Below are 24,214 nucleotides of genomic sequence, written 5' to 3' on the forward strand. Positions count from 1 at the left end.
CCCTGACTCAGTTTGTTACTTTTTTGCGACTTCAGCGCCGCCTTCCTGCAGGCCCAGGTCAGCCAGTGCTTTTGCAGCAACCTTGGCCGGCAGTGGGATGTAGCCGTCTTTCACTACCACTTCCTGGCCCTGTTTCGACAGAACCAGTTTCACGAACTCGGCTTCCAGCGGGGCCAGAGGCTTGTTCGGGGCTTTGTTGACGTATACGTACAGGAAACGGGACAGCGGGTACTTGCCGTTCAGGGCGTTTTCTTCGGTGTCTTCGATGAAATCGGTGCTGCCTTTCTTCGACAGAGCAACGGTTTTCACGCTGGCGGTCTTGTAGCCGATGCCCGAGTAACCGATGCCGTTCAGCGAGGAGCTGATCGACTGCACGACCGAAGCCGAGCCTGGTTGTTCGTTGACGTTAGGCTTGTAGTCGCCTTTGCACAGGGCTTCTTCCTTGAAGTAGCCGTAGGTGCCGGATACCGAGTTACGACCGAACAGTTGAACCGGCTTGTTGGCCAGGTCACCGGTCACGCCCAGGTCGCCCCAGGTTTTAACGTCGGCTTTGGCGCCGCACAGACGGGTGGACGAGAAGATCGCGTCAACCTGTTCCATGGTCAGGTGCTGGATCGGGTTGTCCTTGTGCACGAATACAGCCAAGGCGTCCACGGCAACCGGGATAGCGGTTGGCTTGTAGCCGTATTTCTGTTCGAAGGCCGCCAGTTCGGTGTCCTTCATTTTGCGGCTCATCGGGCCCAGGTTGGAGGTGCCTTCGGTCAGCGCAGGTGGCGCGGTGGCGGAGCCAGCGGCCTGAATCTGGATGTTTACGTTCGGGTATTCTTTTTTGTAGTTCTCGGCCCACAAGGTCATGAGGTTGGCCAGGGTATCGGAGCCGACGCTGGACAGGTTGCCCGACACACCAGTGGTCTTGGTGTAGCTCGGGATCGACGGGTCAACAGCGGCGAACGCGTTGGCGGTCGCAACGCCAGCAGCGACAAAAGTCATTGCCGCCATCAAACGCTTCAGTTTCATGCCTTACTCCTAGCAGATAGGGGGTGTTAAGTCGGGGCCAAGTATCAGCAGGCCGTGTGAACACTCTATGGCTGAAATATGACAATTGGATGAAAGGCCAGCATCCCCTGTCGGAAGGCTGGCCTTTCAGTTGTAACCGAACGTGTGAGGCTGATTCAGCGGCGTGATTCAGCGGCCCTTGCTCCACAACCAGGCGCCGACCAGGATCCCCATCCCGCACAGCACCGCCACGTAATAGGCAGGCCCCATCGCGCTTTCCTTCAGCAGCAGGCTGACCACCATCGGGGTCAGGCCGCCGAAGATGGCGTAAGCGACGTTATAAGAGAAGGACAGACCGCTGAAGCGCACCACCGGCGGGAACGCCTTGACCATCACATACGGCACCGCGCCGATGGTGCCGACCAAAAAACCGGTCAGCGCATACAGCGGGAACAGCCAGTTCGGGTGATCGGCGAGGCTGTGATAGAAGGTCCAGGAGCTGATCAGCAAGCCCAGGCAACCGAACACGAACACACGACCGGCACCAAAGCGATCGGCCAATGCACCGGAAATGATGCAGCCCAGGCTCAGGAACACGATCGCCAGGCTGTTGGATTGCAGCGCGGTGGTCGGCGAGAAGTGATAGACCGTCTGCAGCACGGTCGGGGTCATCAGGATCACCACGACGATGCCGGCGGACAGCAGCCAGGTCAGCAGCATCGAAATGGCGATCGCACCGCGATGGTCACGCAGCACCGCACGCAGCGGCACTTCTTCGGCCAGGGCCTTGCGCTGTTGCAGCTCGGCGAACACCGGGGTCTCGTGCAGCCAGCGGCGCAGGTAGACCGAGAACAGACCGAACACGCCACCGAGCAGGAACGGGATCCGCCAGGCGTAATCCGAGACTTCCACTGGCGTATAGATGCTGTTGATCGCGGTGGCGACCAGCGAGCCCAGCAGGATGCCGGCGGTCAGGCCGCTGGTCAGGGTCCCGCAGGCGTAACCAATGTGCTTCCCGGGTACGTGTTCGGAAACGAAGACCCACGCCCCCGGCACTTCGCCGCCAATCGCCGCGCCCTGGATGACGCGCATCAACAGCAGCAGGATCGGCGCCCACATGCCGATCTGTGCATAAGTTGGCAGCAGGCCCATGATCAGGGTCGGCACCGCCATCATGAAAATGCTCAGGGTGAACATCTTCTTGCGCCCCAGCAGGTCGCCGAAGTGCGCCATGACGATCCCGCCCAACGGCCGCGCGAGGTAACCGGCAGCGAAAATGCCGAAGGTCTGCATCAGGCGCAGCCACTCGGGCATGTCGGCCGGGAAGAACAACTTGCCGACCACGGTGGCAAAGAACACGAAAATGATGAAATCGTAAAACTCCAGCGCGCCCCCCAGGGCCGATAGCGACAAAGTCTTGTAGTCATTGCGGGTCAACGGTCGTGCGGGTTGGTCGGGCTGCGCGAGGCTCGAGGGCGCTGTGGTCATGGCAAGGTCTTCTCTTATAGTCGGATCTGCCGCCACAACAACGCTGGCTGTGGCTCGGGCAGGTTCGGCACCATAACAAATTGTTCGAAAAAGCACATAGAGGCGCGTTTTTGACGGTCGAAATGAGAACCGGACGGTCGTCGCGGAGTCTACCGACCGATATACTCGCAATCTTGCTCCCGCTTGTAGGGGGTTGCTGTGCGAAAACGTCGTTGGTCGCCTTGGCGCGTGGATCCAGCCGGTTTCGCAGAGTTTCCCCTTTAGACGCCTTATGGAAAACGTGACGAACGTAGTATGTTCGGTGCTGAATCGTTTTTCCTGAAGACGGCTACCACCAGCAATACCCAACGAAGAGTCACGGGTCAGAGGCACCCCCGGCATGATAGAGCTCGAACAAGAAGATCCGATCCCGCAAGGCGACCTGGCCCTGCAAATCACCGCGCTTCCTCGCGAAACCAACGGCTTTGGCGATATTTTCGGCGGCTGGCTGGTGGCGCAGATGGACCTGGCCGGCACTGCAATGGCCAGCCGCGTCGCCGGTGGCCGTGTCGCGACCGTTGCCATCGATCGCATGGCGTTTCTGGTGCCGGTGGCTGTCGGCGCGCAATTGTCCTTTTATACCCAGACCCTGGAAATCGGTCGCAGCTCGATCCAGATGATGGTCGAGGTGTGGAGCGACGATCCGCTGTCCAGCGAGTGGCGTAAAGTGACCGAAGCGGTGTTCGTGTTCGTTGCCATCGATGGCAGCGGTCGCACTCGCTCCGTTCCGCCACGCGCACGTTAAACCTCGCGGCCGTTTGCAGGTCGATAGTCGTCCCAAGTTGCTGATTCGAGAGTTGTCCCATGAACACGCCCAACGTTGAAGCCGTGAAACTGGATGAACTGAACTGCTGGCGCATCCGCCACGGTCAGGCCGAAGTGCTGGTCGCCCAGCAAGGCGCGCACATCCTCAGTTATCAGGTGGACGGCCAGCCGCCGCTGATCTGGCTTAACGACAAGGCCGTGTTCAAGACCGGCAAGAGCATCCGCGCCGGCGTGCCGGTGTGCTGGCCATGGTTCGGCGTCTTCGCCCGTAACCCGCAGAGCGTTCAGGCGATGCGCGTCAGCGAAGAACCGGCCGCCGCTCACGGTTTTGTCCGGGCGATGGATTGGGAACTGGGCGGTATCGAAACCGAGGGCGAAAGCCTGAAAGTGGAGTTCAAGCTGCCCTACCCGGAAGGTGGTTTCCCGGGTTGGCCGCATCAGGTCGATCTGACCCTGACCCTGCGCCTCGACGATCAACTGCACATCAGCCTGACCAGCCACAACCGGGGTGCCGACACCGTCAGCATCAGCCAGGCGTTGCACAGCTATTTCGCGGTCAGCGATGTGCGCAACGTGCGCGTCGAAGGTGTGGATGGCCTGGATTACATCGAGACCCTGGATGACTGGAAGACGCACAACCAGCACGGTGACTTGCGCTTTGCCGGGGAAACCGACCGCATCTACCTCGATGCTCCGCCGCAACTGAGCATCGTCGATCCGGCCTGGGAACGGCGCATTGCGCTGACCGCTACCGGTTCACGCACGGCAGTGATCTGGAACCCGTGGATCGACCGCGCCGCCGCGTTCAGCGACATGGACAACGATGGCTGGCAGCGCATGCTGTGCATCGAGACGGCGAACGTGATGGACGATGTGGTGACCCTGGCACCGGAAGCCAGCCACACCATGGGTGTCAGCGTCGGCAGCCAGCCACTCTGAAAACAAAAATCGCAGCCCCAGGGCTGCGATTTTTTTTGCTGCTTGGATTTACAGATCCTTTTCCTGCACCACCCGCACCTTGTCCGCTTCCAGCGCATAGGCCGCATCGGCCAGGTCATTGCTGACCTTTTCGATCTTCAGCGTGCCGGTCACCCACAGCGGTGTATAGATGTCGTCCAGCTTCAAACCCTTTGGATAACGCACCAGCACCAGTTGGTTCGGCGGCGGTGGCGGCACGTGGATGCACGCGCCCGGGTACGGCACCAGGAAAAACAACGTGCTGCGGCCCTTGGCGTCGGACTCCAGCGGCACCGGATAACCGCCGATGCGGATGTGTTTGTCGTTCATCGACGCCACGGTCTTGGTCGAATACATCACCGCCGGCAAACCTTTGGCCTGCTTCATCCCGCCCTTCTCGGTGAAGGTGCCGGTGGCTTCCGGGGAGTTGTGGTCGATTTCAGGCATGGCCTCGAGGGCTTTCTGATCCGACTTGGGCATCAGTTCCAGCCAGTCGGTTTCCGGCAGATCGCCGGCGTGGGCCAGACCGCTGCCCAGCAAAAGGAGAGTCAACAGAAGACGGCGCATGAAGATGCTCGTAGGAAGGAGGAAACAGTCAATCGCCGAGCATTCTAGCCCTCTCCACCGGTTTGGCAGAGAGGGCTTTGTCGCTTTGGATCAGTTCTTTTTGATCAGGCCGTAGATCACCAGCAGGATGATCGCGCCCACCAGCGCACCGATGAAGCCTGCGCCCTGGCCCGCGTGATAAATGCCCAGGGCCTGACCGCCGTAAGTGGCTGCCAGCGAACCGCCGATGCCCAGCAGGATGGTCATGATCCAGCCCATGCTGTCATCGCCCGGTTTCAGGAACCGTGCCAGCAGGCCAACGATCAGGCCGATAAAAATGGTTCCGATAATTCCCATGGCATTTCCCTCTGATTGATTGGCTATAGCCTAGCCAGACTTTGGCATCCTGCCATCAGAGAACGGCGGCCCCTAATGGTTCCGCCGCTGCCACATGAAACTGTTGTTACTCGGCGATCAGCGCTTCGACCTTGAGGATCTGCTGCTCGAGCGTCGCCTTGTCCTTGCAGCGCAGGTTGGCGTGACCGACCTTGCGCCCGGCCTTGAAAGCCTTGCCGTAGTGATGCAGGTGGCAATCGTCGATGGCGATGACTTTTTCAACCGGCGGAACGACACCGATGAAGTTGAGCATCGCGCTCTCGCCGACCTTGGCGGTCGAACCCAGCGGCAGACCGGCTACGGCCCGCAGGTGGTTTTCGAACTGGCTGCACTCGGCGCCTTCGGTGGTCCAGTGCCCGGAGTTGTGCACGCGCGGGGCGATTTCGTTGGCCTTGAGGCCACCGTCGACTTCAAAGAACTCGAACGCCATCACACCAACGTAGTCCAGCTGCTTGAGGACGCGGCTGGAGTAGTCTTCGGCCAGGGCCTGCAACGGGTGATCGGTACTGGCGATCGACAGCTTGAGAATGCCGCTGTCGTGGGTGTTGTGCACCAATGGATAGAACTTCGTCTCGCCATCACGGGCGCGCACGGCGATCAGCGACACTTCGCCGGTGAACGGCACGAAGCCTTCCAGCAGGCAGGCCACGCTGCCCAGCTCGGCGAATGTGCCGACCACGTCTTCAGGCTTGCGCAGGACTTTCTGGCCCTTGCCGTCGTAACCCAGGGTGCGGGTTTTCAGCACGGCCGGCAGACCGATCGAAGCGACGGCGGCGTCCAGATCGGCTTGCGACTGGATGTCGGCGAACGCCGGGGTCGGAATCCCCAGGTCCTTGAACATGCTCTTCTCGAACCAGCGGTCGCGAGCGATGCGCAGGGCTTCGGCGCTCGGGTAGACCGGCACGAATTGCGAAAGGAACGCCACGGTTTCAGCCGGGACGCTTTCGAACTCGAAGGTCACCAGATCGACTTCATCGGCCAACTGACGCAGGTGATCCTGATCGCCGTAATCGGCCCGCAGGTGTTCGCCCAGTGCAGCGGCGCAAGCGTCCGGCGCAGGGTCGAGGAAAGCGAAGTTCATGCCCAGCGGGGTGCCCGCCAGGGCCAACATGCGACCCAACTGGCCGCCACCGATTACACCGATCTTCATCTCAACAACCTCAGGCAATACGTGGGTCTGGATTGTCCAGGACGCTGTCTGTCTGCTCGGCACGGAAGGTCTTCAGTACCGCGTGGAATTGTGGATGCTTGGCGCCCAGGATGCTCGCCGACAGCAAGGCTGCGTTGATCGCGCCCGCCTTGCCGATGGCCAGGGTGGCAACCGGGATGCCGGCCGGCATCTGCACGATCGACAGCAGCGAATCGACGCCCGAGAGCATCGCCGACTGCACCGGTACGCCCAGCACCGGCAGGTGGGTCTTGGCCGCACACATGCCTGGCAGGTGGGCTGCGCCACCGGCACCGGCGATGATCACCTCGATGCCGCGGCCTTCAGCCTCTTCGGCGTACTGGAACAGCAGATCCGGGGTGCGGTGGGCAGAAACCACCTTGACCTCGTACGGGATGCCGAGCTTTTCCAGCATATCGGCGGTGTGGCTAAGGGTGGACCAATCGGACTTGGAGCCCATGATCACGCCAACCAGTGCACTCATCGTCGCGCCTCTTCTCTCTGGGCGCCCGCAGGCGCGTCAAAAACAACAAGCCACGCAGAATGCGTGGCTTGTTGTAGGAAAAATGGCCGGACGAACCGGCCGAAGGCCGCGCAGTATACCGCAAAGAAAGCAATAAACAGCCCCCGATGCGACCATCTGTCAAATGAGCCAAAGCCCCGGTTTTATTGACTCAAAGGTCAGCGCCAGCGCATTCAGGAAGATTGTGCCGCACCGCCTTCAAGCTTGCGCCACAACAACCGTACATTGGCCTTGCGCACCAGCGCGCAGCGGTACAGGCGAATTTCCAGCGGCACGTGCCATTGCGGGCCCCCGCAGACCACCAGTTCGCCACGGGCGAGTTCGTTGCGTACGCTCAGTTGCGGCACCCAGGCAATGCCGAGGCCTTCGAGGGCCATGCTTTTCAGGCTGTCGGCCATGGCGGTTTCATAAATAGTGGTGAAGCGCAGCGCACGCTGGCGCAACAAGCCGTTCACCGAGCGCCCGAGAAACGCCCCGGCGCTGTAGGCCAGCAGCGGCACACTGGCCTCGCCTTCAAGATCGAACAGCGGTTTGCCATTGGCATCCGCCGCGCACACTGGAAGCATTTCGGTCTGCCCCAGGTGCAGCGACGGGAAAATTTCCGGGTCCATCTGCATCGCTGCGTCCGGGTCGTAGAACGCCAGCATCAGATCGCAGCCACCTTCACGCAGCGCGTGCACGGCATCGCCGACGTTGGTCGCCACCAGCCGCGTGGCGATGTTCAGGCCTTCGTTGCGCAGTTGCGCGATCCAGCGCGGGAAGAAACCGAGCGCCAGCGAGTGCGCCGCCGCCACTTGAATCACTTCGCCCTGCCCGCCTTCCAGATGATGGAGGTGGCGCAGCACTTCGCCGAGCTGTTCGACCACCGTGCGCGCGGTCACCAGAAACAGTTGCCCCGCCGCCGTCAGTTCGACCGGCGTGCGCGAACGGTTGACCAGCGTCAGCCCGAGCGCCGCTTCCAGGCTGCGGATCCGCCGACTGAAGGCCGGCTGGGTCACGAAGCGCCGTTCGGCCGCCTGCGAGAAGCTGCGGGTGGCGGCCAGAGCACTGAAGTCCTCGAGCCATTTGCTTTCCAGATTCATCACGTCCTCCCGGACACGCACCAAAACAGGTCACACGTCTGCCGCGCACGCGGCGTCACACGGGCATTATGCCGAATGTGCATAGGGCAGTGTTTAACAGCATTGGCCCAAAATTTCCCACAAGCCTAGCATTCGCAGCGTTCCGGCACAGACCGGGTCCATATCGAGATGATTTCTATCATGTCCTCCGCTGCATCATTCCGCACAGAAAACGACCTGCTTGGCGCCCTCGAAGTCCCTGCTCAAGCGTATTACGGCATCCAGACCCTGCGAGCGGTGAACAACTTCCGTCTCTCGGGCGTTCCGATTTCGCACTACCCGAAGCTGGTTGTCGGCCTGGCAATGGTCAAACAGGCCGCTGCTGACGCCAACCGTGAGCTGGGTCACCTGAGCGAAGCCAAGCACGCTGCCATCAGCGAAGCCTGTGCACGTCTGATCCGCGGCGATTTCCACGAAGAGTTCGTGGTCGACATGATTCAAGGTGGCGCCGGTACCTCCACCAACATGAACGCCAACGAAGTGATCGCCAACATTGCTCTGGAAGCGATGGGTCACCAGAAAGGCGAGTACCAGTACCTGCACCCGAATGACGACGTCAACATGGCGCAGTCGACCAACGACGCCTACCCTACCGCGATCCGCCTGGGTCTGCTGCTGGGTCACGACGCGCTGCTGGCCAGCCTCGACAGCCTGATTCAGGCATTCGCGGCCAAGGGTCAAGAATTCAACCACGTCCTGAAGATGGGTCGTACCCAGCTGCAAGACGCCGTGCCGATGACCCTGGGTCAAGAGTTCCGCGCTTTCGCCACCACCATGGGCGAAGACCTGGCCCGTCTGAAGACGCTGGCCCCGGAACTGCTGACCGAAGTGAACCTGGGCGGCACCGCGATCGGCACCGGCATCAACGCCGACCCGCGCTATCAGGCCCTGGCCGTACAGCGTCTGGCACTGATCAGCGGTCAACCGCTGGTTCCAGCCGCCGACCTGATCGAAGCCACCTCCGACATGGGCGCCTTCGTGCTGTTCTCCGGCATGCTCAAGCGCACCGCGGTCAAGCTGTCGAAGATCTGCAACGACCTGCGCCTGCTGTCCAGCGGCCCGCGTACCGGCATCAACGAAATCAACCTGCCGGCGCGTCAGCCAGGCAGCTCGATCATGCCAGGCAAGGTCAACCCGGTTATTCCGGAAGCCGTGAACCAGGTGGCATTCCAGGTCATCGGTAACGATCTGGCGCTGACCATGGCAGCCGAAGGCGGCCAACTGCAATTGAACGTGATGGAGCCGCTGATCGCCTTCAAGATCCTCGACTCGATCCGTCTGCTGCAACGCGCCATGGACATGCTGCGCGAGCACTGCATCGTCGGCATCACCGCCAACGAAGCGCGCTGCCGTGAACTGGTCGAACACTCGATCGGTCTGGTCACCGCACTGAACCCGTACATCGGCTACAAAAACGCCACCCGCATCGCCCGTATCGCCCTTGAAAGCGGCCGCGGCGTGCTGGAACTGGTGCGCGAAGAAGGTCTGCTCGACGAAGCCATGCTCGCCGACATCCTGCGCCCGGAAAACATGATTGCTCCGCGTCTGGTGCCTCTGAAAGGCTGATCCGACGCGTTACTTGTAGCACCGCTCACCAGGTCGAGGGACTAGACACCTCTCACCTTTTGAGGGCTTGGAGATCATTCTCCAAGCCCTTTTTTTTAACTATTTGAAAGGACAAACGTCTTCTGTGGGAGCCATCCCGCAAAAGCCCGACGCCGGTAACGTCGGGTGTTTCAAAGCCTCGTTTCGTCGCTTGCACCACAACCGTGCAGACGGGCGCCGCACTGATCGGTATAGTGCCGCCCCTCTTCGCGTGAGCGGTCGTCGGTAACGAGGCCATAACCCATGCGAAACCCGAACTAATAACAAACCCGCGAAATGGAACCGGGACGAAACCCTCGCCTCGCCTGTCGTGCCGAACGCACACCGGTGTAACGCGATGTTTCCGACCATCCAGTATTTGCTTACACAAAAAACAGCGAGGAAAAATCCATGCTCGAAGTCATCAACGACTTCCTCTCAGGGAAAGTACTGATCGTGCTCATTGTCGGGCTCGGTAGCTACTTCACGATTCGCTCGCGTTTCGTTCAATTGCGTCACTTCTTCCACATGTTCGCGGTGTTCCGCGACAGCCTCAAAGGCAGCGCCGGGCAACTCAGCTCGTTCCAGGCCCTGATGCTCAGCCTCGCCGGCCGCGTCGGTGCAGGCAACATCGCCGGTGTCGGCATCGCCGTGACCCTCGGTGGTCCGGGTGCGGTGTTCTGGATGTGGGTGACTGCACTGGTCGGAATGTCCAGCAGCTTCTTCGAATGTACCCTGGCCCAGGTCTACAAGCGCGCCGATGGCGACGGTCTGTACCGTGGTGGCCCGGCCTACTACATCCAGCACGGCCTGAAGCTCAAAGGCATGGCGGTGGTGTTCTCGATCCTGTTGCTGGTCACCTACGGCTTCGCCTTCATTGGCCTGCAGTCCTACACCGTGACCCACTCGCTGCAAAACGCCTTTGCGTTCGACCCGCAACACACCGGTATCGTCCTGGCAGTGCTGCTGGCCATCACCTTCATCGGCGGCATCAAGCGCATCGCTTCGGTGTCCGACCTGCTGGTACCGATCAAGACCCTGGCCTATATCGGCGTGACCCTGTACGTGATCGGCACCCAGATCGAACACGTGCCAGCCATGCTGGAAACCATCTTCAAGAGCGCCTTCGGTCTCGACCCGGCCTTCGGCGGCCTGCTCGGCAGCGCGATTGTCATGGGCGTGAAACGTGGCGTATTCGCCAACGAAGCGGGCCTGGGCAGTGCGCCGAACGTCGCCGCCGTGGCCGCCGTGAAGCACCCGGGCGCTCAGGGCGTGGTTCAGGCGTTCAGTGTGTTCCTCGACACCTTCGTGATCTGCACCTGCACCGCGCTGCTGATCCTGCTGTCGGGCTTCTACACCCCGGGCTTCGAAGGTGACGGCATCGTCCTGACCCAGAACTCGCTGGCCGCCGTGGTCGGTGACTGGGGTCGCATGTTCGTCAGCGTCGCGCTGTCGCTGTTCGTCTTCACTTGCATCCTCTACAACTACTACCTGGGCGAGAACAGCCTGCAGTTCCTCACCCGCAACCGCGCTGCGCTGATGACTTTCCGCGGCCTGGTGCTGGCGCTGGTGGTCTGGGGTTCGATGCAGGATCTGTCGACCGTGTTCGCCTTCGCCGACATCACCATGACCTGCCTGGCCTTCGTCAACCTGATAGCCCTGGCCATGCTGTTCAAGGTCGGCATGCGCGTGATGCGTGACTACGACGAGCAGCGCCGCGCCGGCGTCAGCCAGCCAGTGTTCGACTCCAGCAAATTTACCGATCTGGACCTGGACCTGAAGGCCTGGCCGACCAATCCGTCGTCCGACACCCAGGCCAACACTCAGCCGCAAGGCATCCCCGCAGCGCAACGCTGATCGGGTAAAAACCGGGCGCAGGTCTTGCGCCCGGCGTGACACAAGCGGCGGTCGGCGTCATGCTCGACCGCATGCTGTCTTCGTTCAGGAGAACTCCCCATGAATTCCTCGACCTACCCTGCCGCCCAGCACGTCATGGTGCTGTACACCGGTGGCACCATCGGCATGCAGGCCAGCGCCAATGGCCTGGCCCCGGCCTCCGGTTTCGAAGCGCGGATGCGCGATTACCTGCACAGTCAGCCTGAGCTGGTGGTGCCGCAGTGGCGCTTTCGCGAGATGTCGCCGCTGATCGACAGCGCCAACATGACCCCGACCTACTGGCAGCAACTGCGTGAAGCCGTCGTCGACGCCGTCGATGTGCAAGGCTGCGACAGCGTGCTGATTCTGCACGGCACCGACACCCTGGCCTACAGCGCCGCCGCCATGAGCTTCCAGTTGCTCGGCCTGCATGCCCGCGTGTGCTTCACCGGTTCGATGCTGCCGGCCGGCGTCACCGACAGCGACGCCTGGGAAAACCTCAGCGGCGCGCTGGTCGCCCTCGGCCAAGGCCTGGCGCCGGGTGTGCATCTGTATTTCCACGGCGAACTGCTGGCCCCGACCCGTTGCGCGAAAGTGCGCAGCTTCGGCCGTCATCCGTTCAAACGCCTGGAACGTCAGGGCGGCGGCGTGAAAGCCACCTCGCTGCCAGCCGCGCTGAACTACAACCAGCCCAAGCAACTGGCCAGGGTTGCCGTGTTGCCGCTGTTCCCGGGCATCGGCTCCGGGATCATCGACGGCCTGCTCGACAGCGGCATTCAGGGTCTGGTACTGGAGTGCTACGGCAGCGGTACCGGGCCGAGCGACAATCCAGAGTTCCTCGCCAGCCTCGGCCGTGCGCGGGATAAAGGTGTCGTCGTGGTTGCGGTCACGCAGTGCCATGAAGGTGGTGTGGAACTGGATATCTACGAAGCGGGCAGCCGCTTGCGTGGCGCTGGCGTGTTGTCCGGTGGCGGCATGACCCGTGAGGCGGCGTTCGGCAAGTTGAATGCTTTGCTGGGTGCAGGCCTTGAAACGGCCGAAGTGCGGCGTCTGGTCGAACTCGACCTGTGCGGCGAACTCATCTGATCGCAACAAGCTGTGGGAGCCCCTCTGCTCCCACAGCCCGGCATGCAACTTGCTGCCGTTTCCAGCATCCCAAGGCTGGAAGATCTTATGCTCCACTCCCACCTCACCACACTCAATGCGGTCTCGTTGATCCTCAACACGTTCAAGACCGAAGGCTTGTCCAGTGAAGCGCTGCTCGCCGGCAGCGGCATCAGCGCGGCGGACCTGAGCCGGGCCGACACCCGCATCACCACCAATCAGGAGATGCAGGTCTGCGCCAACGCAGTCGCGCTCAAGCACGACATCGGCCTTGAACTGGGCCGGCGCATGCACGTTTCCTGCTACGGCATCCTCGGTTACGCGCTGCTGACCTGTGCCACCTTCGGTGACGCTTTGCGCCTGGCGATCCGTTATCCGGCGCTGCTGGGAACACTTTTCGAGCTGAGCCTGGAGGACGACGGCGAACGCATCTGGTTCGTCGCTGCCGATTACCGCGAAAGCCCGGGGATGGCGGTGTTCAACGCGGAGTTCTGTCTGGTGTCGCTGAAAGTCATCTGCGATGACCTGCTCGGCCATCCACTGCCACTACTCGCCACCCGTTTCGAACACGCCGCGCCGGATTACCGCGACAGCTACGCCGAACACTTCAACGCGCCCCTGCACTTTGGTGCCAAGGACAACGCCTTTGCCTTCGACCGGCGCTGGCTCGATCAGCCGCTGCCGCTGGCCGACATCATCACCCACCAGGCCATGGCCGAACGTTGCCGCAAACAGAACACCGAGTTCACCGGCAGGCAGGCGTGGCTGGGGCGAATCCGCCAGTTGCTGACCGCACAACTCAACGCCGCACCGGGGCTGGAAGGTCTGGCGCAACAGATGAACTGCTCGCCGCGCACCTTGCGCCGGCATCTGAAAGACATGGGTTGCAGCTATCAGGAACTGCTCGACGAACTGCGTTTCGAACGGGCCAAGCAGATGCTTTGCGAAGATCAACTACCGATCTACCGCATCGCCGAAACCCTGGGTTTCAGCGAGACCGCGAGCTTCCGCCATGCCTTCATGCGCTGGAGCGGTGTGGCGCCGAGTCAGTTCCGCGCTTGAGATAAATCAGGCATCGCGCCACTGACTGCACTACATTACGCGGCCCGCCCCCATTGCCGGTGTTTTTGCTTGATGCTTCTTTTCCGTCGCTATTCACGCCTTGCCTTGCTCGCTGCACTGTTCAACCTGCCATTGGCCGCGCAGGCCATCGAACTGAACTGGTGGGGGCTCCCGCCGCACTCGGTGGTTGACGCACCCGAATATGGCAAAACCATCATTCCGATCCCCGCCGCGGCTGAAACGCCCGGAGTTGCGAAACCTCTGACAGGCTTGCTCAGCAGCTTTCGCGGTCTGTTCTACCTGAACGTTTACAGCGATGAGAACTACCGCGAACGTGTGCACAAACTGGGACCGATCCCATTGCTCACCGCCGAAGAGTTTCACAGTTGCATCACCGAGTTTCAGTACATGAATCTGAGCTCGTCGGCCATGCGCACCGACATCGCGCCGGGTATCGTGGTCGATACCCTGAGTTTCGACTGTGTCAAAACCAGTGGCTGGGAAACCAAGCGCTACCTGCTGATCGACTGGCGCACGCCCGGTGAACCATTGATGGCGTTGGGGCGGGTACGCAACGATCACCTGCTGTCGTTCCAGCCGCTGCAGGAAACCTCTGCAACCGTGCTCGACACCTGGCTCAAAGGCATCGAGGGTGCCCGGGACGCCATGCGTTACAGCGTACCCGACGCCCCTCTGAGTATCGAAGTCGATCCACAGCCCTACCAGGCTGGCGACGGCGCCCTGCAACTGTGGGAGCTGCACCAGCAACTGAGCAAGGCCAGCGACAAAGGCCCTGGACTGAAGAAGGTCGATGAGCTGTTTTTGAACCAGGACTTTCGCCGAATCGGTGCCGATCAGAAAGACTTCCCCGGCCAGCTCAACGACATTGCTTACTGGAAAAGTGACCTGGCGCCAGATGAAGGTTCCCGGCAATGGCTGCTGGAAGTAGCACGTCGCGCACCACAACGCATTCCGGCCTATCTCAACCTCGCGGATCAGGCCTGGAAAGGCTATGAAAAAGCACCCGCCTACACGACCCAGTACGCATTGGCGCAGGAGTATTACCGGATTTACTGCGGTCTGCGCCTGCAGCGAAATCTGAGCGTTCCGGAGCGCGTGGTTCAGAGGCTGGGACTAGCCCGGGCCGAACCTCAGGCCTGCCAGGCACAATGGCCATTGATCGAGGCCGTGGACCAGCAGGACGAACCGCGTGTACGGCAGTTGCTCGACAGTGGCCTCCAGGCCAAAACCCTGGCCGAGGACGGCCGAAGTGCCTTGTTGCACGCACTGGATGCGCCGAACTTCGCCATCGCCCGCCTGCTGCTCGACCGTGGGGCTGAAACCAGCGGCATCAACGGCAGCGAACCGCTGGTGATGCAAGCATTCAACAAAGACCTCAAAGCCGACAAGGATCCGCAACAGGGCCAGCGAACCGAGTTTCTGCTCAATGCCGGCGCCGCCATCGACGAGCCCGATGCACGGGGTGAGACCCTGCTGATGCAACGTACATCGGGTAAAGATGACGAGCTGTTCAACTGGCTGCTCAAGCATCCTCAGAACCTCGATCGCCGACAAAGCAAAGAACAGAGAACCGCGTTGTACGAAGCGATCTACCGCAACAACTATTCGGCAGCAAAACGTCTGGTTGAAGCCGGTGCGCAGCTGAATCTTGTCTACCCTGCCGGACGTTGCCATGAACGAGACCGCCTGGATTCGGTTCTGTACCTCCTCGCGAGCCAGGCCCCCAGAGGCGACATGGATCGAGAGATCGACCACCAGCAGGTCCTTGAGCTGTTCACGCTGATGCTGGAAAAAGGGGCCGACCCAACGCTGGGTGAGCCCTGTACGGACGATGCCTACAGCGCATTGCGCAAGATGCTGGAACAACGACAGCGTCCGGATTGGCTTGAGGTACTTGATCGCCATCAAGCCGCCATTGGCAAAACCGCTACTCGCCTCTGAATCCGAACGGCGCCTCTTCCTGGGGCGCCTTATCCATCCAAGGGGCGAATTTCGGTCAGTTCTTTTGGCCATATCGATCCCCTTTTGGCCGCTCCTGACGTTCTCCGATTCGCCCCGCGCCGCAACACTGGGGTCAACCGAATCAGCCCCTGCGGAGAACAACAAATGCTGACGATCTACTCTGACGATCACCACCTGCACCATGGCCGCTGCGAATTGATCGACGGCCAGCTCAAGCCTTGCTTCGAGATGCCGTCGCGCGCCGACCACGTGCTGCAACGGGTGAAAAACCAAAACCTCGGCCCGGTCGAAGCACCGAAGGATTTCGGCCTCGGGCCGATCGAGCGCATCCACAGCCGCGACTACCTCGACTTCTTCAAAGGCGCCTGGGCGCGCTGGACCGAATTCAACACCGACGGCGACTTACTGCCCTACACCTGGCCGGCGCGCACCTTGCGTCAGGTCAAGCCGACCAGCCTGCACGGCCAGCTCGGTTATTACAGCTTCGACGGCGGCGCGCCGATCACCGCCGGCACCTGGCAAGCCGCGTACAGCGCAGCGCAAGTGGCGCTGACCGCACAAGCGGAAATCCAGCGCGGTGCGCGCGGAGCCTTCGCCCTGTGCCGTCCGCCGGGACACCACGCCGCCGGCGATTTGATGGGCGGCTACTGCTACCTCAACAACGCCGCCATCGCAGCGCAAGCGTTCCTCGATCAGGGCCACAAGAAGGTCGCGATTCTCGACGTCGATTACCACCACGGCAACGGCACCCAGTCGATTTTCTACGAGCGCAGCGATGTGCTGTTCACCTCGATCCATGGCCACCCGGAAGCGGAATTCCCGTTCTTCCTCGGTTATGAAGATGAGCGCGGCGAAGGGGCCGGTGAAGGCTTCAACTTCAACTATCCGCTGCCGGCGGGTTCCGGCTGGGATGTCTGGAGTGCGGCGCTGGATCAGGCCTGCCAGGAGATCGACAACTACGGCGCCGACATCATCGTCGTGTCGCTGGGCGTCGACACCTTCAAGGACGATCCGATCTCGCAGTTCAAGCTCGACAGCCCGGACTACCTGGCCATGGGCAAGCGCATCGCCGCTCTCGGCAAACCGACCCTGTTCGTCATGGAGGGTGGCTACGCGGTGGAAGAAATCGGCATCAACGCGGTGAACGTGCTCGAAGGTTTCGAACAATGAACAGACTCAAGCACTTCATCGCGCCCGCGCTTTGTGCGGCACTGCTGAGCGGCGCCGCACACGCCGAAGAACGCACCCTGCGCGTCTACAACTGGTTCGACTACATCACCCCCAAGGCACTGGAAGATTTCAAGGCGCAGAACAGCCAGACCAAACTGGTCTACGACATCTTCGACACCAACGAAGCACTGGAGGCCAAGTTGCTGACCGGCAACTCCGGCTACGACGTGGTGGTGCCGTCCAACGTGTTCCTGGCCAAGCAGATCGAGGCCGGGGTGTTCCAGCCGCTGGATCGCAGCCAGTTGCCGAACTGGAACCACCTCGATCCGAAACTGATGAAGCTGATCGAGGCCAACGACCCGGGCAACAAGTTCGCCGTGCCTTACATGTACGGCACCATCCTGATCGGCTTCAACCCGGCCAAGGTCAAGGCTGCACTGGGTGACAACGCGCCGGTGGACAGCTGGGACCTGATCTTCAAGGAGGAGAACATCAGCAAGCTCAAGCAGTGCGGCGTCGCCCTGCTCGACTCGCCATCGGAGATCCTGCCGCTGGCCCTGCAACACCTCGGCCTCGATCCCAACAGCAAGAACCCGGCGGATTACGCCAAGGCCGAAGCCTTGCTGATGAAGATTCGTCCGTACGTGACCTACTTCCATTCGTCCAAGTACATGGCCGATATCGCCAACGGTGACATCTGCGTCGCGGTCGGTTATTCGGGCAGCTTCTCGCAAGCCGCCAACCGCGCCAAAGAGGCGAAGAACGGTGTGGTGGTCGACATGCGCCTGCCGAAGGAAGGTGCGCCGATCTGGTTCGACATGCTCGCCATCCCGAAAGGAGCGAAGAACCCGCAGGACGCCTACACCTTCATCAACTACCTGCTGCAACCGCAGGTGATCGCGCCGGTCAGCGACTTTGTCGGTTACCCGAACCCAAACAAGGACGCCACCGAACACGTCGATCCGGCAATCCGCAACAACCCCAACCTGTACCCGACGGATGCGGCGATGAATACGCTGTACACCCTGCAACCGTTGCCGCGTGATGCAGAACGGGCACGCACCCGGGCGTGGACCAAGATCAAGTCCGGCACCTGAAACGTTCCGCCCCACCAAGACCCGCCTCCGCGGGTCTTTTTTTGCCTGCAAGATCTATGTACCGCCGCGTGCCGTGGCCGGAATTTTAATGTGCCGGTTTTCTCCCATGGACACGACCATGACTGAACCTGCCGCCGCCGCTACGCCCAGCGTTTCCCCTCCCTTGCTGAAACAGAGCCGGCTGGTCGAACTGACCGGCCGGGGCGACTCGCTGCATCAAGTCGCCTCGGCGCTGTTGCGCGAAGCACTGATGAAAAGCCATCCCGACCAACACATCGATCCGGATCGCACGATGCTCGCGACGCCTCTGCGCGAAACCGATGCCACACAGAACGCCACCGGGGTCTTTGCCTTCGAATCCCTGACCCATGCCTTTATCCAGCACTGCTTGAACAGAACCACGGCCGATTACATCGAAGGCGAGCACTTCCTGACCCGCACACCCGACGCCACTCCGCCCATCCTCCTGCCGGTGAGCATGGACGACGTCACCTCGCTGGTGAACGACCTTGCACCGTTTCTGTTCCTCGAATACCAGCAGCGCCAACTCGATTACTGGAATGAGTCCGCCGGCACCCAGCCGCGCTGGCAAGAGCTGTCCGACCTGTTGTGTTCGGCCGCGAATGTGCAGACGGCCAGTGGCTGGGATGCCGACGAGTGCGCACTGGCGCGATTTGTTGCGCAGCATCCGGATCGGGCAGAACGCTCGACAGTGAACAGCGATTTCAGCGGGCTGAAAGCCTGCCTGATGGACATCGACCTGGTTGACGGCAAGGACAGCACGCACCTGCTCATTGCCGGCGCACTGGTGCTGACTGCCACCGTCAAACAGCGGCAACGGATCCTGATGTACACCGTTGCCGATGGCTATGAGTCCTTCGAGTCGCTGGTCGCGCTGGGCGAAACATTGCCACAGCGACTCGATCCCGAGCTGTCCGAGCGCTCCCTGAAATGGCGCCTGATCGAACCCGAAGGGCATATCTTCGACGCCGTTGCACAGGCGCTGATCAGCAATCAGCTCGGCGCGATCGAGGCACTTGACCCCGCCAACCAGTCAATCAGTGCCCATGCCTCCCCCGCAAGACAGAGCCGCGGTCGTTTCAATCCGCTCGAACGAGCCCGGCTCGACCAGTTGGAAGAGGCCATTCCCGATTGGCTGCAAGCCGGCTCCCTCCATGATCTGCAGGACTACAGTCGCTACATTGCCGAGCTCGGCACCTTGCGTGACGACGTCGAGAAGGGTGTTTTCAGGGATGACGACATTCCCCTGATCAAGCCCTACGCCGAACGCCGCATGCGCGAAGCAATCATCGCCGACAAAAGCGCCGAGGGCGCCGCCGAACTGCCTCTGGAACACCTGCGGGTCAGTGTGACCAACAGCCTCGAAACCGGTGGTTTCACCCTGCCCAATCCATTTGACCGAATACACGAGACCCTGGGTGAGTTCGCCCTGCAAAACGCCCCGCCCTATCTGGCCACGGTCGCCTTCGATGATGGCCACGCCGTACCGGCCTGGCTGACTGTGGATTTTCTGACCACCATCGCCGAAAAAGTCGACATCGGCGGTCATTACCCGCAACTGATCAAACGCGCACTGATCGATGACCCGATCCGGGCGGTCGAGCAAAAGACCCGCTACATGCGCCAGCTGCCGACACTCCTGCCGATGCTTGCACTGGAATGCAAGCTCCAGCACCAGGGCGACGTCGATCAGCAAGGTTATGACTACGTCTGCCAATTGATGGATGCCATCACCCGCAAACTTCCAACAGCCGAACACTCGGTGACGATCCGTCCGTTGGCATTCGTCCCTCGCCGCCGCTTGAGCAGGCGTTCGGACGTTGTCGCCAACATGTTCATCATCTGTCCGCGAGACCATACCCAGGGCTCTTGCCTGTTGTACCGGCCGCTGCTGGATACCCCGTTGATGCAGTTCGCCTCTCTGCAAAACCTGATGTACGCGCTGTATCAGGATGGCGAACTGCGCAATTCGGTATTGGCCTGGCTGGGCAGTGCAGCACTGAGTTTCGAGTACTCGCAGTACGCCTTCCCGGTCGGCCTGCCCTCCCCGTGGATCGTCACTCAACTGGCCACCGAACCGTTCATGCACCTTGACCTGACCGGCCCGATCGAACTGGCGGACACCCCCCTCGGCGGCGACATCCTTGCCTCGCTGTACACCGCCAACAGCCAGGCACTGGTCGATCTTGCAAACCGCCAGTCGCAGTCCAACAGCGAACGACGCTGGGCACTTCTGGCGGACAGCGGCTGGGCGATGTTCAGCGTTGCTGCGAACTTCATGAGCGGCGCGGCGGGTACCGCCGTCTGGGTCTGGCAGACCATCACGCAGATCCAGCAGGCGATCGATGCCCATGAACGCGACGACACCCTCGTGGCCTGGCAATCCACCGCCGATGTTCTGCTGACGCTCGGCATCATCCTGACCCAACGCGTCGTGGCGCGACGCAACCGCTCGTGGCTGCCACACCAGAAGGAATCCCGCGAAACGGCCCGACTGTCGCCGGAGAAAGAGGAGTCCGCACCAGAAGTCACACCGTCAGTCACGCTCGACCCGGTTGCCATCACTGGCGAGGTGCCTGCCGGGCATCTCACTCAACTCGAACAGGGGACACTGCTGCGACCCGACTCCAGCGCACGCTTCATCGCGATGCTCGACCGCTTCAAGATCTCCGCACCTGACTTGAGCGGGAAACGAGCCTCACCGGTCACTCACCTGTACAACCTCGACGGCAAGACCTGCGCCCGGGTCGGCACGCGCTGGTTCCAGGTGATCGCCCGGGCAGACGAGCCGGTGCACATCGTCGATCCGGCCGATCCACTGCGTATCGGCATGGCGCTGACATACGATGAAACTGCCGGGCAATGGCACTGGGACCCGAAACTGCGCTTGCGCGGCGGCATGCCGAAAAGCCGGATCGAGGCGTTCCGCCGCTCCAAAAAGCAGTCAATGGAGGCTGCCTGGTCTGAGCTGGAGCGATTTGAAGCCCGCGAAACCGAGGCGAAAACACAACTGCTGCGAGCGCTGGTGGCCCTTCCACGGGACACCAGCGAAGCCGGATTCGAGCACTCCGCGTCCATCTATCTGGACAGGGCCACGAAGCTGGGCAATGAGTACACCCAGGCGCTGGACCAACTCGAAAACTGGCGTCTGGCGGGTGGCGGTGGCTCGGTACACCAGGCCAGACTGATGAGCCTGACCCTGGGTCAGCACCGCTGTTTCGGCTCGTGGCTGCGGGTGAAAATGCGGATGTACGCCAAGACCACACAGATCTTTGTCGACAGCGCGAACCAACACACACTGGTACCGCGCAAGCAACAGATCGAAATCGCCACCGTCGCCACCGCGTTGAGCGACGAAATGATTGGCACCCTACAGACCCTGGATCGCTCGCTCCAGATATTGAACAGCCATTCAGCCAAGGCCAGAGAGGTGGCCACGAGGCTGGAATTGCTGCTGCCAGACTTCAACACACTCGATCTCAAGGCCAATGAAATCGGCATGTCCTACGAGCGCTGTGTGGAGGAGACGCCGGGAGCCGCCATGGACGCCGCCCGCGCCGCGATCGGGATCATCACGGCCACGGCTGCCGATGCCAGTCATGAGCTGATCCTGCTGAGTAAAACCGCGGTGATCGCGGATGGACAGCCGGCGCGGATCGAACGTTTATCGCAGTGGAACGACCTCTTCGCCAGCCTCGGTGAACGCGTGGAGCAATTGCCTGCGGCCCATCCCGGCCAGTTCGTCCAGACCAGGCTCGACAGGGTTCGCGAGCTGATCGGCGAGTTTCATGCAGTGGCTCGCGAACGCCTGACCACAGAATTGCCCGAACCGGAAGAACGACCCGCGCCCGTCAAGTCCCGGCCGCTGCCTTCAACGTCGCAGCCCAAGGTGAAGGTCACCAAAAGCCGTCCTCGCCCCGAAACGGGTGAATCGGCCCCAGAGGCCCAGAGCGGCGAGTCGGAGGCCGAGACATCGTTCGTCAAACTCACCGCGCAAAGACCCGAACCGACGGCGCCCGCCGATGACGAGGATATTGTTTCAGCGGCAATGGCGCTTGAAGCGAACATCGAGAGCTTCAACAGGAAAACCCGCGAGGACGCCAAGCGACCGGGGCGTATTCCCGCTGACATCCGCGACATGTTCGAACAGCAAGTCGAACGCCTCAAACAAATGGCCATCGACGTCGACAGCGCGATCACCCGAAGAAAAAATGCCAGGAAGGATCCTTGGCCCATCGCCTCCCTCATCCCAAGCCTGCGCGAAGGCGCAACCCGCACCCACGCCGACGGCATTGCGACCTACGCTGCCATGCTTAAACAACGCAAACCTCGGGAAACCTATTTCCACTGGCTGCACGACAACGGGCAGGTCAACGTGATCAAGGACCCACGCGGACGCATTCGCACCCGGCATCGCGGGGACTACTTTCAGGAGTACCGGATTCTCGACAAGGCCAACGCAAACAAACCGCTATGGGTCGCGCACTTTCATTACGACCAGCTCGGGGATGCGGATGAGCTGTACACCATTGCCCATCTGAAATTCGCCGATGCGTATCTGCAAACGCTGGATGATAAAACCCGCCAGACACTGGACACCTTCGACGCCGTCGACAATGCGCTACGGCGTATCGTCGATCCGCAGGTGCGCGACCTGTTCCTCAAACCACAGGCGGACGCTCGACCGAAAGATGATTAACTGCGCCAGACTTCGCGCAAGCGGGCCAGAGCCGACTCGATCGCCGGCTCCGGTACTGCTGCGAAACCCAGCACCAGACCGGCGCGCTGATCGATCGGCGTCGTCGAGTCCGGCAGCCAGTATTTGCTCAAGCCGTGGATTTCCACCTCGACGCTGGCGGCCTGTTCGATCAATTGCTGTTCGCGGGCCACGCTGTCGACCGCCACCGTCAAATGCAGTCCGGCGGACACGGCCGGCAGTTCGCCGACACCCGCCAAACCCTGGGGCCAACCATTGATGAGCGCATTGCGCCGGCTGAGTGCAGCCCGGCGCATCCGCCGGATGTGCCGCTGAAAGTGCCCGGCCGCCATGAACTCGGCCATCACCGCCTGGGTGCTCACCTCGGAATGCCGGACATCCACCGCGCGCCGCTGTGCAAAGGCCTCCACCAACCCCGGCGGCAACACCAGATAACCCAGGCGCAGCGCCGGGAACGCGACTTTGCCGAAGGTGCCGACGTACAGCACGCGACCCTGGCGATCGAGCGCAGCCAGCGGAGCCAAGGGGGCGCCGGTGTAGCGATACTCGCCGTCGTAATCGTCCTCGACGATCCAGCCACCGGTGCGCTCGGCCCAGGCCAGTAGTTCGAGGCGTCGCGCCAGGCTCATCACCACCCCTGTCGGGTATTGATGAGATGGCGTGACATAAGCCACCCGGCAATCTTCGGCGGCAGACAGCGCTGCGCAATCGATGCCCTCCTCATCCACCGCAATGCCGTGCAATCGACCACCGGCCAATGCAAACGCATGACCCGCTGCGCGGTAGCCGGGATTCTCGATGCCCACCCCGGCGCCCGGCTCCACCAGCAACTGTGCACAAAGGCTGATTCCCTGCTGTGCGCCACTGGTGATCACAATTTGCTCAGCCGAGCACTGCATGCCGCGCGAACTGCGCAAATAGGCAGCGATCAGTCCGCGCAGCCGCGCATCGCCCGCCGGGTCGCCGTAACACAGTTGCTGCAAATCGGGTTTACGCCAGAACGCCGCATTCAGCTTGGCCCAGACGTCGAACGGGAACAGATCGAACGCCGGAACACCCACCCTGAAAGCCCGTGGCGGACCACTCGGCGGCGTAGGCAAATGGTTCTGTTCAAGCCGCTGCATCGCACCGCTGTGGATAACTTTGCTGGATAAATCCCCAGTGGAATCGACCGGTTTTGTGGATAAGGCTGTGGGTAAGCCTGTTGAAAACCCTGTGGATACTTTTGTGGATAATTTTTTCGTCGGTGTCGTCGATTGGGGCAACTGCGCCACATAAGTACCGTCCCCGACCCGCCCTTCGATGAAACCTTCGGCATACAGCTGATCGTAGGCGCGCACCACACTGTTGCGGGAAATCCCCAGCGCTGCCGCCAGATCGCGACTGGCCGGCAGGCGTGTGCCGCTGGCCAGGCGCCCGTCGAGCACCCGCAGGCGCAAGGCCTGATAGAGCTGACGGCTCAGGCCTTTGCGACGGTCGAGTTCAATGCCGGCAGGGTTGAATGGCAGCGACAGCGTGGTCGAATCGGGCATGGCAATGGACCTATGAAATTGGTCATCAATGGCTCTTACAACAGACCAATAGCCTGCCTACGATGCAGGC

General features: G+C 61.5%; 18 protein-coding genes. 10 read left to right on the forward strand and 8 right to left on the reverse strand.

What is annotated here, in order from left to right:
• Positions 1–15 precede the first annotated feature (15 nt).
• Both AC1RME_RS02640 and AC1RME_RS02645 read right to left on the reverse strand, forming a co-directional pair.
• Positions 16–1,017 (reverse strand): phosphate ABC transporter substrate-binding protein PstS, encoded by a 1,002-nt coding sequence (locus AC1RME_RS02640; protein ID WP_065258236.1) that lies wholly within the window; start codon positions 1,015–1,017, stop codon positions 16–18.
• 168 nt (positions 1,018–1,185) lie between these two features.
• Positions 1,186–2,484, reverse strand: a complete 1,299-nt coding sequence (locus tag AC1RME_RS02645) for an MFS transporter (protein WP_096817164.1) — start codon at positions 2,482–2,484, stop codon at positions 1,186–1,188.
• 379 nt (positions 2,485–2,863) lie between these two features.
• Between AC1RME_RS02645 and AC1RME_RS02650 the strand changes: the two genes are divergently transcribed.
• Positions 2,864–3,268, forward strand: coding sequence for an acyl-CoA thioesterase (locus tag AC1RME_RS02650; RefSeq protein WP_003229628.1), 405 nt, complete (start codon positions 2,864–2,866; stop codon positions 3,266–3,268).
• Positions 3,269–3,327: 59 nt separating this feature from the next.
• Positions 3,328–4,227: a D-hexose-6-phosphate mutarotase gene (locus AC1RME_RS02655; RefSeq protein ID WP_096817162.1), complete on the forward strand. Its 900-nt coding sequence runs from the start codon at positions 3,328–3,330 to the stop codon at positions 4,225–4,227.
• Between the two features lie 48 nt (positions 4,228–4,275).
• Here AC1RME_RS02655 and AC1RME_RS02660 read toward each other — a convergent pair whose 3' ends face one another.
• The 5 genes from AC1RME_RS02660 to AC1RME_RS02680 form a co-directional block, all read right to left on the reverse strand.
• Positions 4,276–4,812 (reverse strand): DUF3299 domain-containing protein, encoded by a 537-nt coding sequence (locus AC1RME_RS02660; RefSeq protein WP_096817160.1) that lies wholly within the window; start codon positions 4,810–4,812, stop codon positions 4,276–4,278.
• A gap of 90 nt (positions 4,813–4,902) precedes the next feature.
• The gene (locus AC1RME_RS02665; RefSeq protein ID WP_096817158.1) at positions 4,903–5,148 is read right to left on the reverse strand and encodes a GlsB/YeaQ/YmgE family stress response membrane protein; all 246 of its coding nucleotides are present in this window, start codon (positions 5,146–5,148) and stop codon (positions 4,903–4,905) included.
• 106 nt (positions 5,149–5,254) lie between these two features.
• Complete coding sequence (locus AC1RME_RS02670; RefSeq protein ID WP_096817156.1) at positions 5,255–6,337, reverse strand: 5-(carboxyamino)imidazole ribonucleotide synthase; 1,083 nt, start codon at positions 6,335–6,337, stop codon at positions 5,255–5,257.
• A 10-nt stretch (positions 6,338–6,347) separates the two neighbouring features.
• Positions 6,348–6,839, reverse strand: a complete 492-nt coding sequence (gene purE / locus AC1RME_RS02675) for a 5-(carboxyamino)imidazole ribonucleotide mutase (RefSeq protein WP_007954291.1) — start codon at positions 6,837–6,839, stop codon at positions 6,348–6,350.
• Between the two features lie 212 nt (positions 6,840–7,051).
• Positions 7,052–7,960, reverse strand: a complete 909-nt coding sequence (locus tag AC1RME_RS02680) for a LysR substrate-binding domain-containing protein (protein ID WP_096817154.1) — start codon at positions 7,958–7,960, stop codon at positions 7,052–7,054.
• Positions 7,961–8,140: 180 nt separating this feature from the next.
• On the opposite strand from AC1RME_RS02680, the gene aspA reads away from it, so the two are divergent.
• The 8 genes from aspA (at position 8,141) to AC1RME_RS02720 (ending at position 22,594) form a co-directional block, all read left to right on the forward strand.
• Entirely contained in the window at positions 8,141–9,565 is a 1,425-nt protein-coding gene (gene aspA / locus AC1RME_RS02685) for an aspartate ammonia-lyase (RefSeq protein ID WP_096817152.1), read from the forward strand.
• A gap of 429 nt (positions 9,566–9,994) precedes the next feature.
• Complete coding sequence (locus tag AC1RME_RS02690) at positions 9,995–11,440, forward strand: alanine/glycine:cation symporter family protein (protein WP_096817150.1); 1,446 nt, start codon at positions 9,995–9,997, stop codon at positions 11,438–11,440.
• A 99-nt stretch (positions 11,441–11,539) separates the two neighbouring features.
• Positions 11,540–12,544, forward strand: coding sequence for an asparaginase (locus tag AC1RME_RS02695; protein WP_096817148.1), 1,005 nt, complete (start codon positions 11,540–11,542; stop codon positions 12,542–12,544).
• 87 nt (positions 12,545–12,631) lie between these two features.
• Complete coding sequence (locus AC1RME_RS02700) at positions 12,632–13,624, forward strand: AraC family transcriptional regulator (protein ID WP_096817146.1); 993 nt, start codon at positions 12,632–12,634, stop codon at positions 13,622–13,624.
• 72 nt (positions 13,625–13,696) lie between these two features.
• On the forward strand, positions 13,697–15,586 hold the full coding sequence (locus tag AC1RME_RS02705; RefSeq protein WP_096817144.1) for an ankyrin repeat domain-containing protein: 1,890 nt from the start codon (positions 13,697–13,699) through the stop codon (positions 15,584–15,586).
• A gap of 165 nt (positions 15,587–15,751) precedes the next feature.
• Positions 15,752–16,777 (forward strand): histone deacetylase family protein, encoded by a 1,026-nt coding sequence (locus AC1RME_RS02710; RefSeq protein WP_007954279.1) that lies wholly within the window; start codon positions 15,752–15,754, stop codon positions 16,775–16,777.
• Positions 16,774–17,874: a polyamine ABC transporter substrate-binding protein gene (locus tag AC1RME_RS02715; RefSeq protein ID WP_096817142.1), complete on the forward strand. Its 1,101-nt coding sequence runs from the start codon at positions 16,774–16,776 to the stop codon at positions 17,872–17,874. The genes AC1RME_RS02710 and AC1RME_RS02715 overlap by 4 nt, the downstream gene beginning before the upstream one ends.
• 118 nt (positions 17,875–17,992) lie before the next feature.
• Entirely contained in the window at positions 17,993–22,594 is a 4,602-nt protein-coding gene (locus AC1RME_RS02720; protein WP_096817140.1) for a dermonecrotic toxin domain-containing protein, read from the forward strand.
• Here the strand turns inward: AC1RME_RS02720 and pdxR are convergent.
• Complete coding sequence (gene pdxR / locus AC1RME_RS02725; RefSeq protein ID WP_096817138.1) at positions 22,591–24,144, reverse strand: MocR-like pyridoxine biosynthesis transcription factor PdxR; 1,554 nt, start codon at positions 24,142–24,144, stop codon at positions 22,591–22,593. The genes AC1RME_RS02720 and pdxR overlap by 4 nt on opposite strands.
• Between the last annotated feature and the right edge of the window lie 70 nt (positions 24,145–24,214).

It is taken from the genome of Pseudomonas sp. GW822-FHT03F08, assembly GCF_058801265.1.